This window comes from uncultured Planococcus sp., assembly GCF_947501725.1.
Lineage (GTDB): Bacteria > Bacillota > Bacilli > Bacillales_A > Planococcaceae > Planococcus > Planococcus donghaensis_C.
In genome coordinates this window covers 175,126-190,797 of sequence record NZ_CANMXD010000011.1, presented here as the reverse complement: position 1 = coordinate 190,797, position 15,672 = coordinate 175,126, and the positions used below count along the sequence as shown (strand labels likewise).

Genomic DNA, 15,672 nt, shown 5'->3' with positions numbered 1-15,672 from the left:
GCGGTCGTGGCGAAGTGGTTAACGCACCGGATTGTGATTCCGGCACTCGGGGGTTCAATTCCCCTCGTCCGCCCCATGTTTTCATTTCAATAAATGTGTTTTATAAATAGTAAAGTGGCGGTCGTGGCGAAGTGGTTAACGCACCGGATTGTGATTCCGGCACTCGGGGGTTCAATTCCCCTCGTCCGCCCCATCTTATATTAATGGGGTATAGCCAAGCGGTAAGGCAACGGGTTTTGATCCCGTCATGCCCTGGTTCGAATCCAGGTACCCCAGCTTTATGCGGAAGTAGTTCAGTGGTAGAACGCCACCTTGCCAAGGTGGAGGTCGCGAGTTCGAACCTCGTCTTCCGCTCCAATATTTGGCGGCATAGCCAAGTGGTAAGGCATGGGTCTGCAACACCCTTATCACCGGTTCGAGTCCGGTTGCCGCCTCCATAATGATTTGCCGGCGTGGCGGAATTGGCAGACGCGCGGGACTCAAAATCCCGTTCCTTCACGGGAGTGTCGGTTCGACCCCGACCGCCGGTATCATGAAAGGGCCTGCCTGCCCTTTCCAAAAACCCCTTAACTATGAGTAATCGTAGTTAAGGGGTTTTTTGTTGTTTGCAGTATTTCCAGCATCAAGATTTTTATATGTCTATCCAATCTCTGCTTGGCTGCAGGTGATGTCGATGGAGGCGTTTGGAATGGCTTAGAGGACTTCAAATGGCATCTGGCAATTCTTACGTAGGAGAGAGACGAGCTGCCAATGGATTAGCAGCGAAGGGTACAGCAGTAGTTGTTAATGCTGCCAGATTCTCTTACTGGTCCTAGACCGTTATTTTGACTTCTATGATGGAAAGTAGGTCAAGGTGCCAGGACAGGTATGGAATGGGAACTGTTAATATCCTGTTTATTACCTCACTAATCGAAACAGGGTTTTCAGCAGTATTGGCAGCTAATTTCTATTTTTTTCTTAGCTTTTCCTGTAGTAAAGTGGTGAACAGAATTAAGTAGAAATTTTTTCTGTTATATTAATAAAGTATTGGCGCATGAAATAAGATGTGCTATAATAGTTCTTGTCCGCTAAATCATTACTTGCCGGCGTGGCGGAATTGGCAGACGCGCGGGACTCAAAATCCCGTTCCTTCACCGGAGTGTCGGTTCGACCCCGACCGCCGGTATATTGCAAGTTAAAAAAAAGGCCCTGACTTAATTGTCTGGGCCTTTTTTCTTTGGTTTACGATCAATAAATATTTAGTAAGAAACTGGTGTTTTCTTAAATCGAAGATCTGAAAAGCCAAGGACACTTCTAGTCGATTCTCCATTAATTGCTATGTTTAAAATGCTATAATAGTTTGCATAATAAGAACGAAATATACTATTCAGAAAATTGGAAAGAGGGACGATTATGCAGGCAAGAAATTGGCATGGAATTGAGGTTGCTGAGCTGCTGAAGCTCCTTGGTACAGATGTGGACAGCGGACTGAATCAAGAAGAAGTAGCCAAGCGGCAAGCGGAATTGGGAGCGAACGAACTTCCAGAACCTAAGAAAGACCCCGCACTCATTAAATTTTTCAAGCACTTTAATGATGTGCTGATTTATGTGCTGCTTGCAGCAGCTGTCGTCACTTTATTTTTGGGACATTATATCGATACTGCAGTGATTTTAATGGTGGTTGTCATCAATGCGATCATCGGTTATATCCAGCAAAGCAAAGCGGAAAAGGCCTTGGACAGCATTCGGAAAATGCTGTCATTGAAAGCCACAACGCTTCGGAATTCGGTTAGAAGGGAAGTGCCGTCAGCCCAATTAGTACCTGGAGATATTGCGGTGCTTACAGCAGGTGACAGGATTCCTGCTGATATCCGGATTCTGGAAGCGGACAATTTGAATGTGGAGGAATCTTCACTGACAGGTGAATCAACAGCGGTCGAAAAAAATTCGGCAGTGCTGCCGGATGATACCGGATTGGGTGACCGTCTGAATATGCTGTTTGCGGGTACAACGGTATCCTCTGGTTCAGGAACGGGTATTGTTGTTGCGATCGGAGCAAATACCGAGCTTGGGAAAATCAGCTCTTCAATGGAAGAAGTCGATCAATTGCAGACACCGCTGTTAAAGCAGACGGCGGCTTTTGGAAAAGTGATTTCCTTGATTATTGTCATCAGTGCAGCTGTAATGTTCGGCATAGGTTATGTATTCCATGATTACGAAACAGCCGATTTGCTGTTGGCAATTATCGGATTGACTGTGGCAGCGATTCCCGAAGGTCTGCCGGCTGTATTATCAATAATTTTGGCGCTTGGCGTACAGCGCATGGCGGGAAAGAACGCCATTGTCCGCAATCTGCCATCTGTTGAGACTCTTGGAGCTGTCACTGTAATTTGTTCGGATAAAACCGGAACGTTGACGAAAAATGAAATGACCGTCACGTCTGTGATGCTGAAAGATGAAGAGTTTACAGTAACGGGAACCGGCTATTCGCCGAAAGGGGCGATTCATCATGATAATAAATCAGCAAATCTTGAAGACTATCCAGATTTACAAGGATTTTTAACAGCTGTTAAAACGGTCAATGAAGCACATTTGAGATGTGATGAACACGGACATTGGGTGATTAGCGGAGATGCTACGGAAGGCTGCCTTATCACACTTGCTGAAAAAGCGGAGAATGCTGTAGAGCGGCTTCCGATTCTCTCGAAGATCCCATTTGATTCCAGCTATAAATATATGGCAGCTTTAGTCGAAAATGACGACGGTAAATGGATATATGTAAAAGGGGCACCTGAGCGTTTATTGAAGATGGCTGATTTGGAATCTTCTTCTGGAGAAGGAGCGAACTGGCAGGACAAGATGTATCAGCATGCCAATAAAGGCGAGCGGCTGATAGGAGCTGCTGTCAAAAAAGTCAGCACTTCTAAGCTCTCCATTGATCAGGAAGATATGGAATCCGGATTCAATTTGATCGGAATGGCTGGAATCATCGATCCGCCACGAGAAGAAGTCATTGAAGCCATACAGCAATGCAAAAAGGCTGGAATCATTGTGAAAATGATTACTGGGGACCATAAGGATACAGCGGTGGCCATTGGGGCTCAGATGGGCATAGGAGACGGCAAACGCGTACTTGAAGGCACAGAGCTGGACCGGATGGACGACCGTCAATTGACACATGCTGCATTGAATTACGATGTCTTCGCGCGCACCAGCCCTAACAATAAGCTGCAGCTGGTCAAAGCGCTGCAGGCTGAAAATCATGTTTGTGCGATGACCGGAGATGGCGTCAATGATGCACCGGCTTTAAAACGCGCAGACATTGGTGTGGCCATGGGGATAAAAGGGACGGAAGTGTCGAAAGAAGCAGCTCGAATGGTGCTGGTGGATGATAATTTCAGTACGATTGTCAATGCGGTGAAAGAAGGCAGGCGCGTCTACGATAACCTGAAGAAGACGATCCTTTTTATCTTGCCGACGAATGTTTCAGAAGGCGCTTTGATTTTTGTCAGCATCCTGTTCGGCACGACTTTGCCGTTGACGGCGGTACAGATTTTGTGGGTGAATATGATTTCCGCTGTCACCATCTCCTTGGCGATCGCCTTCGAGAAATTAGAACAGGGTGCCATGGAGCGTCCTCCTAGAAAATCGAATTCCAAATTGCTGAGCCCTTATTATATTTTCCGGGTCGCTTTTGTTTCATTTGTCATCTGTGGTGGAATTCTATTGATGAATAAGCTCTTGGACAACCAGCAGGTGGATCCGGCGATCATCAATACGATGACGCTGCAGGCATTGGTGATGTCGCAATTGATGTATTTATTCAATTGCCGAAGTGAAACAGAGTTTGCGTTAAACCGTGATTTTTTCTCAAATAAAATTGCGTTCCTGGTATCGGGAATTCTGATTGCTGTGCAGCTCGCAGTTACCTATGTTCCATTTATGAATATCCTGCTTGGTACAGTTCCATTGGAAGCGCGGTTTTGGATATGGCCGATTATAATCGGTATTTCGGTGTTTATCATCGTGGAACTGGAGAAATGGATCGTCCGCCAGTACAGGAAATCTGGAGAAGCCCTTAAAACTGATACATAGCCACTGCACTTTTAGAAATTGGATACTGAATTGCGGTGCGCGTGTGAAGGGTGAAAAGTGAATGCAGTGGCTGGTCCTGTCCCATTCGTTTATAGGACAGGATTTTGTAGTGGGATTAATTGCAGTACGGAGTTTTTGAGTTTCGTTCTGGAAATGTGTATGCTAAAACATAATTGATGATTCTGCAGTGAAAAGGAGAATTCGATGAGACACATACATAGTAATATTTTGGAATTCCGGGGGAGCCATTACGATTTCGGTTTCAGGCAAGGCGAACTTTTAAAGGACAGCATCACCCTGGACAATCGGACAAAGCAATGGAAGGCGAAGAGGCCAAGGTTTGAAATCGACTTAGAAGACACGGAACAGGCTTACCGTAAATTTGCCCCTGGAATCTGGGAAGAGCTGATCGGTCTGCAGGAAAGCCTCGAATTGCCGATGGAGGAAGTGGTGCGTGATTTTGGAGGCTACCGGATCGATGCAATGCCATCTGGCTGTTCAATTCTTACCGGACAGGATTTTATGGTCCGGAACTACGACTTTCATCCGCAAACCTACGAAGGGCGCTTCAGCCTGTTTCAGCCGGATGACCAGGGCTATGCCATCATCGGGCCGACTTCACGAATTACGGGACGAATGGATGGCATGAATGAAAAAGGGTTGGCGATGGGCTATAACTTCACGCACCGGAAAAAGCCCGGCGATGGGTTTGTCTGTTACCTGATCGGCCGCATCATTCTGGAAACTTGCGCGACCATCGAAGAGGCGGTGGCGCTGCTCAAGGAAATCCCACACCGGGGATCGTTCAGCTATATCGTGACTGACCCAAGCGGTGAAACACGGATCATTGAAGCCAGTCCGCGGGCAGTTGATGTCCGGGTCAGCAATGTCTGCACCAATCATTTTGAAATCCAGCAGCACGAAAACCGGAACTACCTGAAGGACTCGTTTGGCCGGCTGGAAGCCATCCATACGCAGAAAAGCCAGACAGAGGATGCGCTGCAGGCGTTCCGTCTGTTCAATGATACGGACAAAGGAGTCTTTTCAGAACTGTATAAAAGTTGGGCAGGTACCATCCACACTTCTCTTTATTTGCCGAAGGAAAAGAGTGTCTGGTTTGCGCTTGGCGGAAATCAACAGCCGACAGTTTTTGATTTTGACAGCTGGCTGAAGGGAAAAGAATTAGATATTCAGAAAGTACATGGAGCAATCGATACAGAAATCGGTTTTGCCCATCTGGATAAGCAGTTTTTACCTAAACAAGAAAAAGGCGCCAGCATTTAAGTTGCTGGCGCCTTTTGTTATTAAAGCTCGACCATATGGGCAAATGGCAGATGTGTATCGATTTTTCCGTTGATGCGTTTGGCGTACAATCTTTCGCCCTGCAGCCATTTCTCAAAATCAAGCATGAGCGGCAGGCGGTCCGGGCCGATGGCGAATCCGACTTCCAGGCTATGCTGGAAATAAGAAGCGGTGTGAAGAGTCCCGGAAGCCGTGCTGTATTTTTTCGAGAAGACGCCTTTATCCGAGTCGTTCAAGAGCCGGAAAGCGCTGTAGGCGTCGATCTGGTTTTGCTGCTGCGCAAGCATCGTTTGTTCTCTTCTGCGGGAGTCGTCTGTTTGGTAGCGGTTTTCCTCCACCAGCAATTCAAAATGATTGGTGGAAACAGCCGATTCACGAACCACTACAGAACGGGGCGAAGCTTCGACGACTACGGATTTTCCGGTGCGGTCCAACAGCACATAGCTGAAGGAGCGGCGATGCGGCAGTTCTTCCAGCAATGCGACTGCGTCTTCGATGGTCGCACAGTTTTCCAAGATCAGGCGGCCGATCATATTGCAGATGAAGCCGTCTTCCGAATTTCGGCGATTGATGAAATTATAGCCCATCACAAGGCCTTTTTCGTTCATCCCATCGGTCCGGCCGGTGATCTGCATGGTCGGTCCGATAGTGGCAAATCCGCCGTCTGTCGGCTGATACAAAGCGAATCGCCCTTCATACCCTTCAGGCGAACTATCGTAATTGCGGACCATGAAATCAGATTCCGTGTAGATAGAGCAGCCGCTTCGCGTATACTCCAAGTAGTAGCCGCCGAACTCACGGATGGCCTCATCCATGGGCCATTCCAGCGCATCGGCCAAGCCGTTGATTTCTTCCCAAACTCTTGGAGCTAATGTCAATAAAATATTTCTGGCACGTTGTTCATCTATGATCAAATGGCGGCTGGAAGCTTTTCGTTGCTTTTGGCGGTTGGGAAGAATCAAAGATTCCTTCAGCAGTTCTCCCTGCATCCGGCCGAAATCATAATGGCTTCCCCGAAACTGGACAATGTCGCTATGCACTCGTTTCACGTGTTGATCCCTCTTTTACTCATCAATGTAAGAAGAGTTTACTGCATCTGTATACGAATGAAAAAGAATATGCCTATAGCTGAAGTTTGTAGAAGTTTTAGGGGAAAAAGACATGCAGATATGCGTCGCTCCGGGCGCTTTTTGAAGCTAGCCGGTATTCGTGGAATAAGTTAGGGGGAGGGAGCGGATTAAAGGGGAAAAATTATTCCGTGAAAATAAAATATGTGTCAATAAATCCATAGAACAGTAAAAAGACCGGGCATCTCTAAATCCAGAGGCCGGTCTTTGAGTTCATGAAGTCAAACGACATAAAACTCGGCATCTCCACCGTTGATGCCGGTAAACATATTCGAAGCAGCAGTCAGAAGCTGTAAAGCTGTATCGCGGTCCATGGATGGCCGCAGATAAAAGATGTGGACAGCATTTTTTGTCTGTTCAGTTACAGCAGTCCGCTTAGAATCGACGTAGGGGCTGCCGAATGCGCCTTCAGCATCTTTGGACACCAGAATGCCAGTCAATGTATTGACGCGGTTATTCAAGCCTTCATAGCGGTCTGAGCTGGTGCCGACAGCGATGTTAATATCACCTTTAATTTTATCGGCATCATAGAGGCCAAGTGGAATTTCATATTGCAGCGACAGGAAGCTGTTCATGTCGACGGCTGAATCCACTGTAGATAAGTAATTCTGTTTTTTGACGCGCCGGTACAGCGCTTCCGCTGATGGGCGGTAACGGCTGGGATCGGCTCCCAGGGCTTTCCAGATTAATTGCCATTCGAGAAGGCCGGGAAATTCGGTTAGATCCTTATCTTCCAAATCGAAGTAGAGCTGCTCCTGAAAAAGCTGGAGACGGCCTTTTAACATTTGAGGTGAATCGGAAACGGTGATATTGTTATAATGAATGACGCCGATTTTAAAATCGCTTAGAATTTCGTTTATTTGAGGATCGATTGTCAGTTTCATTGCAATCTTCCTTTCGCCTAGGGGTTTTTATTATCGTATCATAGAAATGAGTGAGGGGTTACAACATGAATCTTGATCAGTTCCAAAAAGAGCTTGTTGCGTATGCCTCGGAGATCGGGATTGATAAAATCGGTTTTGCTTCTGCAGAACCTTTTTATAGCTTAAAGCATCAATTGATTCGCCAGCAGCAGCTGAATTACCAGTCCGGTTTTGAAGAATCAGATCTGGAAAAACGCACGCGGCCGGAGCTTTTGCTGAATGAAGCCGTCAGCATCATCGCCATCGCCATCGCCTATCCGTCAAGGATGGAAGATGCACCACAGGGAGTCAAAGGCGCGCGGCGTGGAATATTCTCCCGGTCGTCATGGGGCAAAGATTACCATGCGGCGCTCAGGGAGCGGCTGACGCTGCTGGAAGCGTTCATCGCAGCACATTATCCGGAAGCGCGGATGCGGTCGATGGTCGATACAGGCGAGCTTTCAGACCGCGCAGTGGCGGAACGTGCCGGTATCGGGTGGAGCGCCAAGAATACCAACATCATCACGCCGGAATTCGGTTCCTATGTCTATCTTGGCGAGATGATCACCAATATTCCGTTCCGTTTCGATGAACCGATGGAAGATCAATGCGGCGATTGCCGTTTGTGCATCGATACCTGTCCGACAGGAGCCATTGTCGAAGGCGGGCAGTTGAACGCCCAGCGCTGTATTTCATTTTTGACGCAGACCAAAGGGTTTCTGCCGGATGAATTCCGCAGCAAAATCGGAAACCGGTTATATGGCTGCGACACATGCCAGACAGTTTGTCCGAAGAACAAGCGCAAAGCCAATCAAATCCATGCGGAATTCGAACCGGACCCGGAAATCGCCAAGCCGTTGCTTGAGCCTTTACTGACCATCTCGAATCGGGAATTCAAGGAAAAATTCGGATATGTGTCCGGTTCATGGCGGGGCAAAAAACCGATTCAAAGAAACGCCATCCTCGCATTGGCGCATTTCAAGGAAACATCTGTGGTGCCGGCATTGATCAATTTATTGGAGAGTGATGAACGGCCGGTAATCCGGGGTACTGCAGCCTGGGCAATCGGAAAAATAGGTGCTGATGAGGGACTGGAAGCATTAAAACAGGCACAGCAGAAAGAAAAGGATTTGGAAGTTCAAGAGGAAATTCAAAAAGGATTGGCATTTTTTGCTGAAGGATTGAAAGGATAAGTGACAGATTTGGCTATTCATATTGTGTTATACCAACCGCTGATTCCAGCGAATACAGGAAATATCGCGCGTTCATGCGCAGGGACAGGGGTAAAGCTGCATCTGATCCGCCCATTGGGATTCTCGACGGACGATAAAATGTTGAAACGTGCCGGACTGGATTATTGGGAGCATGTCGATATCCATTATTACGATGGTCTGCAGGAGCTGTTTGACAGTTATCCCGATGGAGAGTTTTACTATATTACGAAGTTTGGGGCACAGCCTCATACCTCATTCGACTTTTCAGACAGAGGAAAAGACCATTTCTTCGTGTTCGGTCAGGAAACAAAAGGCTTGCCGAAGGAATTGATCGAGCAGAATCCCGATCATTGTCTGCGCATTCCGATGAATGACAATATCCGTTCGCTCAATTTATCGAACACAGCGGCCATATTGATGTATGAAGCCTTGCGCCAGCAGGATTATCCTGGTTTGGAATAAAGGGTAAGAAAAAAGGACAGCGGATTCCGCTGTCCTTTTGTACTATTCTCTTTCGTTTGTTCCAGGCTTGTCATCGTATCCAGCAGTGAAAATAGCTGCTAGGAACGAAACACAAATACCCAAAATAAGGATTAAGTTCATAAATAATGACCTCCTTGAAATGTGCATCTTTGTTTAGTATAGCTTACAATCGGGAAAAATGAAATATACACATGAATTGAAATGTGGATAATTTCTGACGTTCTGAAAAGGATGTGGACTTTAAGGAAAACGAAACCTTTGCTGTGTTCATCCGTATAGTATAGATAAGATAGTTAAAGAAGGGATGATAACTAATGAAAATGAAAATTTCTGTCGCTTTGCTTTGGATTACGGGCTTGGCTGAAGCCTTTCTGGCAATTCCGTTGATCGGTGGCGGCTTTGTCATCAGCACGGGTTATTCCGTTTTAGGTGTCATGTTCGTACTTCATGCGATTACATTGTTCTTCTGTTTCCGTGAATATTCACCGAAATCGGGATCGATTCTTGGAATCATCACTAGTGCGATTGCCTGGATCCCAGGAATCGGCTGGGTGTTCCATTTGATTACAGCAGCCGTCTTACTGATTACAGCAGCAATGTCAGGTGCTAGAGCACGAATCTAAATAAAAAAACCGCCAATTGGCGGTTTTTTTTATGTTTATTAATGGGGCGCAATCAGCAATTGAATGACAAACAAGACAGCAAATACGTAAAGGATCGGATGGACCGATCTGCCTTTGCCTTTAAAGATTTTCATCAAGGGATACGAGATGAATCCGAAAGCGATGCCAGTTGCGATGCTGGAAGTCAGCGGCATTGCCAGAACAATCAGGAATGCCGGGAACGCTTCGTCGAATTCTTCCCATTCAATGTGTTTGACCGCACCGATCATTAAGCTTCCGACGATGATCAATGCAGGAGCTGTAATCGCTGCGACATTCGATAAGGCGCCCACTAAAGGTCCGAAAAAGGCGGCAAGGATAAATAGGATGGCGACGGTCAAACTGGTTAAGCCGGTCCGTCCACCAGCTGCAACGCCTGCTGAAGATTCAACGTAAGCGGAAGTTGGGCTGGTTCCGACCATCGCACCTGCTGTAGCCGCGACAGAGTCAGCCAATAAGGCTTGACGCATTCTCGGCATTTTATTGCCTTTCATCAATCCTGCCTGCTTGGCCACACCAATCATGGTGCCGGTCGTATCGAACAACGTCACCAACAGGAACGAAAAGACGACGCCGTACAGGCCGAATTCAATCACCAGCTGGAGCGCCTCGATAGGATTCCAGATAAGTATGCCTTCAGGCAATGATGGCAACTGCATGAAGCCACCTTCGAACTTTAATTGGCCGGTGAAAAAGGCAACGATTCCGGTGACGATCATTCCGTAGAAAATGCCGCCATGGATTTTCAGCGACATGAAGATGACCGTAACCAGCAGCCCGAGCAAAGTCAATGTGACAGGCGGGGAAGTCAAATCACCCAAGCCGACCAGGTTGGCTTCATTGGCGACGATCAAACCGCTGAGTCTCATGCCGATAAAAGCGATGAAAAGGCCGATGCCGGCGGTGATGGCATGCTTCAAGTTTTCAGGAATGGCCTGAATCAGCACTTTTCGCATAGAGGTCAGTGACAATAAAACAAAAATGAGGCCCGCAACGAATACTGCCGCAAATGCGGTTACATAGTCGATGGCACCATCTGAACCTAAAACCATCGAGGTGAAATAAGCGTTCAATCCCATACCAGGGGCAATGGCTATCGGGTAATTGGCTGCTAATGCCATCCAAAGTGTACCGATGGCAGCCGCGATGATGGTTGCCAAAAATACCTGATCGAAAGGCACGCCGGCAGCACCGAGGATGACAGGGTTGACGATGACGATATAGGCCATTGTCAGGAACGTCGTCATTCCAGCTGTGATTTCAGTCTTTATAGTAGTATTATTTTCTTTTAAATGAAACATAAAAAAACTCCTCCTAAAACACGAACAATTTTAAACGACAAGATATATATTATTCGTTTTACTGCTTGAGCGCAAGAGGCTTTGGGGAAATCTTTAAAGTCGAATTTGTTAACCATTATTTGTACAATGGAAAAGAAAGGATGATGGATATGAAATTAACGATCGATTCGACAAAAACCTTACATAATGGACTGGAAATGCCGCGCTTCGGTTTAGGCGTATACAAAATGACCGATAAAGAAGCGGCAGTGGAAGCGATGATCACTGCAATTGGCGAGGGTTATAAAGCGATTGACACGGCCACGATTTATGACAATGAAGCAGAAGTAGGCGAAGCGGTGCGGAATTCCGGCGTCAAGCGGGAAGAACTGTTCATCACCTCGAAAGTGTGGAACACCGACCAGGGCTATGATGAAACGCTGCGCGCATTTGAAGCTTCTTTAAAGCGTCTTGGCTTTGATTATTTGGACCTCTATTTGACGCATTGGGCGATCGAAGGGAAGTACGTGGATACATACCGCGCAATCCAACGCCTCTATGATGAAAAGCTGGTCCGTTCGATCGGCGTTTCCAATCATCAGCAGCACCATCTGGAAAAGATTTTGGCAACCGCGAACACCCAACCGATGGTCAATCAAATTGAATTGCATCCCCAGTTGACACAGGAACCGCTGCGGAGCTATTGTGCTGATCACGGCATCGCGATCACGTCATGGTCTCCACTGGCACGCGGGCGTCTGTTGGAAGATCCGGTGTTATCGGAAATCGCCAAAACGCATGGCAAGTCGATTGCACAAGTCATCATCCGCTGGCATCTGCAGAGCGATCTGATTGTCATCCCGAAATCAGTGACGCCGTCGCGCATCAAAGAAAACGCGCAAGTATTCGATTTTTCATTGTCTGAAGAAGAGATGACAATGATTGATGGATTGAACCAGGATTGGCGCTCCGGAACCCATCCAGACGAAATTAAAGTATAAGAAAAAGCAAGTTCCCCCAAAAGGAACTTGCTTTTTTTATCTTGCCGAATCTTCAACAACGACTTTTTCATTTGTGAACGGGTGGATAAAGGACATGCGGAACGCATGCAGATGATAGGCGCCGTCTTGTGTCGGTGGTCCGTCGTATAGGGTATCTCCGACAATCGGATGGCCGATATGAGCAAGATGGGTACGGATTTGGTGCGTGCGTCCTGTTTCAAGTGTCAGGTGAAGCAAAGATTTGCCTTCCATCAGCTTGAGGACGCGGTAATGCGTCACAGCGCTTTGGCCGGTTTGTGAAACCATGCGGCGCGTCGGGTGGTGGCGGTCACGGCCGATCGGGAAATCGATGGTGCCGGATTTGTTGTGTACTTTGCCTTTGACGACAGCTTCATAATCACGGACCAGTTGTTTTTGCTCCAACATGCGGTCCAGTACGTTTTTTGCGACAGGGTGCTTCGCGACCATCAAAAGACCGGAAGTTCCCTGATCCAGGCGATGGACGTGCTCGCCGTAAGATCCGCCGTTGCGGATGATATGGCCGAGGATTGCGTTGATGAACGTATCGGTTTGTCCGATTTCATTGGGATGCGTAGCCATGCCTTTCGGTTTGCGGGCCACGATAAAGTGGTCATCTTCGAACAGGACAGGAAGCTCCACATCGTGTTTCGGCTCATAAGGCGAGTCGGCAGGCGGCAAGTCGAACTGCAGGACAGTTCCCGCCGGCAACGGCTCTTTCCATATGACTTCCTGGAACTTTTCATTTTTGACGCTCTTGGCCATGCGCATTTGATGGACCACTTTCTTGCCGAGGCCCCATTCGGTTCTCAATAATTCTTCGACGGTCATGCCGTCGTCTTTGATTTCATAACTCCACGTCATTCGGTTTCCTCCATAAAAAAGGATCATGCGCAAGGCACATGATCCCTTTGTCAGTTATTTTTTAACTACATCGTTGAAAAATTGTTCGATATTCTCTTTCGGCTGTGCGCCGACCCAACGTGAAACTTCTTCGCCATTTTCGTAATGGATCAGTGTCGGTGTTGCTTCGATCAAGTATTGCTGCCAGCCTTGTTCATACTCTAACAGATTATACTGCAAAACGTCTATATCCATCTCTTCAGCAACCGGCATCAAAACAGGTGTGGTCTGTTGGCAGTATTGGCAAGTTGGACTGAAGAAATAAACCGTAGTCGGATCGCCGCTGGCAATCTGTTCTTCCAATTCAGCCGGTACGACAATGTTCTGGTAGTTTTCATCATCCAATTGATCAATCGTTGCCTGTTCCAAATCTTCTGTATCGTACGGGTTGTTCGCCAACTTTTCATTGTTTGCCTGATTTGTTAAAAAAATAATGCCGGCAAAAACGATAACGACAATTCCCGCGATGATCAATAACTTCTTCATTGTGATTTTTCCTCCTTAAGGGACTTCAGTAAATAAATGCTCATTCCAGCGATCAGAATGAACGCGGTCAACGCCAAAAACGGAATAGTGATGAATCCGAGCACGTTGATATACTCCCCAGTACACGGAACCTGACCGCAGGATGGCGCGGAATCTGCCAGAAAATCGAGCTTCTGCAGACCGTAATGGTAAAGGGAAATCCCTCCGCCGATGATAGAGAAAATCAGCGTGGTCGCTGCGATTCGAACATTTTTCTGGACATAGGCCACTCCGAGGACGATGACCAGCGGATACATGAAAATGCGTTGGATCCAGCACAGTTCGCACGGAGCATAGCCGCGGATTTCAGAAAAATAAAGCGAACCCGACGTGGCGATGAGCGCCACAACCCACATGGAAAGCAATACATTTTCCTGGCGTTTCGTCATCTGGTGTTCCCTCTTTTCAAAAATTACTTCCATAGAATTATAATTGTTATGGTGATACAAGTAAAATAATATCAACCTGAGTGACATTGCTATATAATAAAGTTTGAAACTTTTGTGAAGGAGAGCTGTACTGTGGCAGAACAATTCGATTTATCCCATTTCGAAAAAAGCATGATCATTCGTGAAATGAATTATGCAGATATAGATGCGATCCTTGAAATGCAGCGTTTATGCTTTCCTGGAATGGATCCTTGGAAAGAAGAACAATTAAGAAGCCATTTGGGTGTCTTTCCTCAAGGCCAGATGGTTGCTGAATTGGACGGCACAGTGATTGGCTCGTGTTCAAGCTTGCTGATTAACTTTGATGAATACGATGACCGCCATACGTGGGACGATGTGACAGACGCTGGCTACATCACTAATCATAATCCCGATGGCTATAATATGTACGGAATTGAAGTCATGGTCCACCCGGAATACCGCCGGATGAAAGTCGGGCAGCGTCTTTACGAAGCACGCAAGGAACTGGCGCGCGAATTGAACCTGAAGTCGATCATCATCGGCGGGCGCATTCCAAACTACCATAAACATGCAGATGAAATGTCACCGCGTGAGTATGTCGATTCTGTCTCACGCCATAAAATATATGATCCGGTTTTAACGTTCCAGTTGATGAACGGTTTCCAGTTGATGCGCATCAATCCGAATTACCTGCAGGATGATTTGGCATCAGGCAAATATGCCACGTTGATGGAATGGAATAATGTCGATTACAAACCGATATCCAAACGCCATTTCAAAACCAGTTTGCCGGTCCGGATTTGCGTCGTGCAGTACTTGATGCGCGCCATCACATCTTTCGATGACTTGGCCAATCAAGTTGAATATTTTGTGGACGTAGCTTCAGATGCACATTCGGATTTCGTGGTATTCCCTGAAATCTTTACAACGCAGTTGATGTCATTCCTAAACGAGCCATCGCCGAGCCAGGCTGTGCGCAAATTGACTGAATACACGCCACAATATATTGAGCTGTTTACAGATCTTGCTGTGCGCTACAACATCAATATCATCGGAGGTTCACATTTCGTCAAAGAAGAAGACGATGAAATCTACAACATTGCCTACTTGTTCCGCCGGGACGGGTCCATCGACAAGCAATATAAAATCCACATCACACCAAACGAACGTAAATGGTGGGGGATTTCTGCGGGTGATTCTGTTCGCGTCTTTGATACAGACTGCGGTAAAATCGCCATCCAGATCTGCTACGATATCGAGTTCCCTGAACTCGCACGCATCGCAACAGATATGGGAGCGAATATCATATTCACTCCATTCTGTACAGAAGATCGTCAAGGCTACTTGCGTGTCCGTTATTGTGCACAGGCCCGTGCAGTGGAAAATCAAATCTACACCGTTATTTCCGGGACTGTCGGCAACTTGCCGCAGACTGAAAATATGGATATCCAATATGCTCAATCCGGTATTTTTGCTCCATCAGACTTTGAGTTTGCACGTGATGGAATTGTTGGAGAAACCAATCCCAACCTTGAAATGGTCTTGATTGGGGATGTCGATTTGGAGATCCTGCGTCGCCAACGCCAAAATGGGACAGTCAAGCAATTGAAGGACCGTCGCCATGATGTGTACCGTGTAGAATATAAAAAAGACTAAACACAGCCGCTTCCCGAAATGGGAGCGGCTTTTCTTCTGATTATTTGCTAAACTGAATAGTAAAGAAAAGAATTTTCCTTTTAAGTGGTGCTTCAGACTGAGCTGCCGCAGGAAT

13 protein-coding genes and 7 tRNA genes are annotated in these 15,672 nt (G+C 46.9%); 14 read left to right on the top strand and 6 right to left on the bottom strand.

The features are described from left to right. From Q0785_RS16350 to Q0785_RS16310, 9 genes are all read left to right on the top strand, one after another. Positions 1-76: transfer RNA gene (locus Q0785_RS16350), tRNA-His, on the top strand. A gap of 41 nt (positions 77-117) precedes the next feature. Beyond that, positions 118-193, top strand: a tRNA-His gene (locus Q0785_RS16345). An 11-nt stretch (positions 194-204) separates the two neighbouring features. Next, a tRNA-Gln gene (locus Q0785_RS16340) sits at positions 205-276 on the top strand. Positions 277-282: 6 nt separating this feature from the next. Continuing rightward, positions 283-357, top strand: a tRNA-Gly gene (locus tag Q0785_RS16335). 6 nt (positions 358-363) lie between these two features. Then, positions 364-437 (top strand) — tRNA-Cys (locus Q0785_RS16330). 9 nt (positions 438-446) lie between these two features. Next, positions 447-530, top strand: a tRNA-Leu gene (locus Q0785_RS16325). 551 nt (positions 531-1,081) lie between these two features. Continuing rightward, positions 1,082-1,165 (top strand) — tRNA-Leu (locus tag Q0785_RS16320). 227 nt (positions 1,166-1,392) lie between these two features. After that, positions 1,393-4,074, top strand: a complete 2,682-nt coding sequence (locus Q0785_RS16315; protein ID WP_298832303.1) for a cation-transporting P-type ATPase — start codon at positions 1,393-1,395, stop codon at positions 4,072-4,074. A 204-nt stretch (positions 4,075-4,278) separates the two neighbouring features. Next, positions 4,279-5,358: a C45 family autoproteolytic acyltransferase/hydolase gene (locus tag Q0785_RS16310; protein WP_298832300.1), complete on the top strand. Its 1,080-nt coding sequence runs from the start codon at positions 4,279-4,281 to the stop codon at positions 5,356-5,358. Positions 5,359-5,378: 20 nt separating this feature from the next. Here Q0785_RS16310 and Q0785_RS16305 read toward each other — a convergent pair whose 3' ends face one another. Further along, positions 5,379-6,425, bottom strand: a complete 1,047-nt coding sequence (locus Q0785_RS16305) for a C45 family peptidase (RefSeq protein WP_298832297.1) — start codon at positions 6,423-6,425, stop codon at positions 5,379-5,381. Positions 6,426-6,724: 299 nt separating this feature from the next. Beyond that, entirely contained in the window at positions 6,725-7,387 is a 663-nt protein-coding gene (locus Q0785_RS16300) for a phenylalanine--tRNA ligase beta subunit-related protein (protein WP_298832294.1), read from the bottom strand. Between the two features lie 65 nt (positions 7,388-7,452). On the opposite strand from Q0785_RS16300, the gene queG reads away from it, so the two are divergent. The 3 genes from queG (at position 7,453) to Q0785_RS16285 (ending at position 9,725) form a co-directional block, all read left to right on the top strand. Continuing rightward, the gene (gene queG, locus Q0785_RS16295; RefSeq protein WP_298832291.1) at positions 7,453-8,598 is read left to right on the top strand and encodes a tRNA epoxyqueuosine(34) reductase QueG; all 1,146 of its coding nucleotides are present in this window, start codon (positions 7,453-7,455) and stop codon (positions 8,596-8,598) included. Between the two features lie 9 nt (positions 8,599-8,607). Further along, positions 8,608-9,081, top strand: a complete 474-nt coding sequence (gene trmL / locus Q0785_RS16290; protein ID WP_298832288.1) for a tRNA (uridine(34)/cytosine(34)/5-carboxymethylaminomethyluridine(34)-2'-O)-methyltransferase TrmL — start codon at positions 8,608-8,610, stop codon at positions 9,079-9,081. Positions 9,082-9,416: 335 nt separating this feature from the next. Further along, on the top strand, positions 9,417-9,725 hold the full coding sequence (locus Q0785_RS16285) for a hypothetical protein (RefSeq protein ID WP_223641498.1): 309 nt from the start codon (positions 9,417-9,419) through the stop codon (positions 9,723-9,725). A 38-nt stretch (positions 9,726-9,763) separates the two neighbouring features. Here the strand turns inward: Q0785_RS16285 and Q0785_RS16280 are convergent, their stop codons facing one another. Then, positions 9,764-11,065, bottom strand: a complete 1,302-nt coding sequence (locus Q0785_RS16280) for an NCS2 family permease (RefSeq protein ID WP_298832274.1) — start codon at positions 11,063-11,065, stop codon at positions 9,764-9,766. 149 nt (positions 11,066-11,214) lie between these two features. Here Q0785_RS16280 and Q0785_RS16275 point away from each other — a divergent pair, with 149 nt between their 5' ends. Then, entirely contained in the window at positions 11,215-12,045 is an 831-nt protein-coding gene (locus Q0785_RS16275) for an aldo/keto reductase (protein WP_298832271.1), read from the top strand. Positions 12,046-12,081: 36 nt separating this feature from the next. On the opposite strand, the gene Q0785_RS16270 is transcribed toward Q0785_RS16275, so the two are convergent. From Q0785_RS16270 to Q0785_RS16260, 3 genes are read right to left on the bottom strand one after another with little or no spacing between them, the layout of a single operon-like run. Continuing rightward, positions 12,082-12,927: an RluA family pseudouridine synthase gene (locus Q0785_RS16270; protein WP_223641506.1), complete on the bottom strand. Its 846-nt coding sequence runs from the start codon at positions 12,925-12,927 to the stop codon at positions 12,082-12,084. Between the two features lie 54 nt (positions 12,928-12,981). Beyond that, positions 12,982-13,452 carry a thioredoxin family protein gene (locus Q0785_RS16265; protein WP_298832265.1) on the bottom strand — a complete coding sequence of 157 codons (471 nt, stop codon included), beginning with the start codon at positions 13,450-13,452 and terminating at the stop codon, positions 12,982-12,984. Further along, on the bottom strand, positions 13,449-13,880 hold the full coding sequence (locus tag Q0785_RS16260) for a disulfide oxidoreductase (protein ID WP_223641539.1): 432 nt from the start codon (positions 13,878-13,880) through the stop codon (positions 13,449-13,451). Before Q0785_RS16260 ends, Q0785_RS16265 begins: the two co-directional genes overlap by 4 nt. Positions 13,881-14,012: 132 nt before the next feature. Between Q0785_RS16260 and Q0785_RS16255 the strand changes: the two genes are divergently transcribed. Next, positions 14,013-15,557 carry a carbon-nitrogen hydrolase family protein gene (locus Q0785_RS16255; RefSeq protein ID WP_223641542.1) on the top strand — a complete coding sequence of 515 codons (1,545 nt, stop codon included), beginning with the start codon at positions 14,013-14,015 and terminating at the stop codon, positions 15,555-15,557. Positions 15,558-15,672 lie beyond the last annotated feature (115 nt).

Coding starts and splice junctions, on each gene's coding strand:
- Q0785_RS16285 (WP_223641498.1), top strand. CDS start 9,417: ATGAAAATGAAAATTTCTGTCGCTTTGCTTTGGATTACGGGCTTGGCT.
- Q0785_RS16265 (WP_298832265.1), bottom strand. CDS start 13,452: ATGAAGAAGTTATTGATCATCGCGGGAATTGTCGTTATCGTTTTTGCC.
- Q0785_RS16280 (WP_298832274.1), bottom strand. CDS start 11,065: ATGTTTCATTTAAAAGAAAATAATACTACTATAAAGACTGAAATCACA.
- Q0785_RS16270 (WP_223641506.1), bottom strand. CDS start 12,927: ATGACGTGGAGTTATGAAATCAAAGACGACGGCATGACCGTCGAAGAA.
- Q0785_RS16315 (WP_298832303.1), top strand. CDS start 1,393: ATGCAGGCAAGAAATTGGCATGGAATTGAGGTTGCTGAGCTGCTGAAG.
- Q0785_RS16310 (WP_298832300.1), top strand. CDS start 4,279: ATGAGACACATACATAGTAATATTTTGGAATTCCGGGGGAGCCATTAC.
- Q0785_RS16275 (WP_298832271.1), top strand. CDS start 11,215: ATGAAATTAACGATCGATTCGACAAAAACCTTACATAATGGACTGGAA.
- queG (WP_298832291.1), top strand. CDS start 7,453: ATGAATCTTGATCAGTTCCAAAAAGAGCTTGTTGCGTATGCCTCGGAG.
- Q0785_RS16260 (WP_223641539.1), bottom strand. CDS start 13,880: ATGACGAAACGCCAGGAAAATGTATTGCTTTCCATGTGGGTTGTGGCG.
- Q0785_RS16300 (WP_298832294.1), bottom strand. CDS start 7,387: ATGAAACTGACAATCGATCCTCAAATAAACGAAATTCTAAGCGATTTT.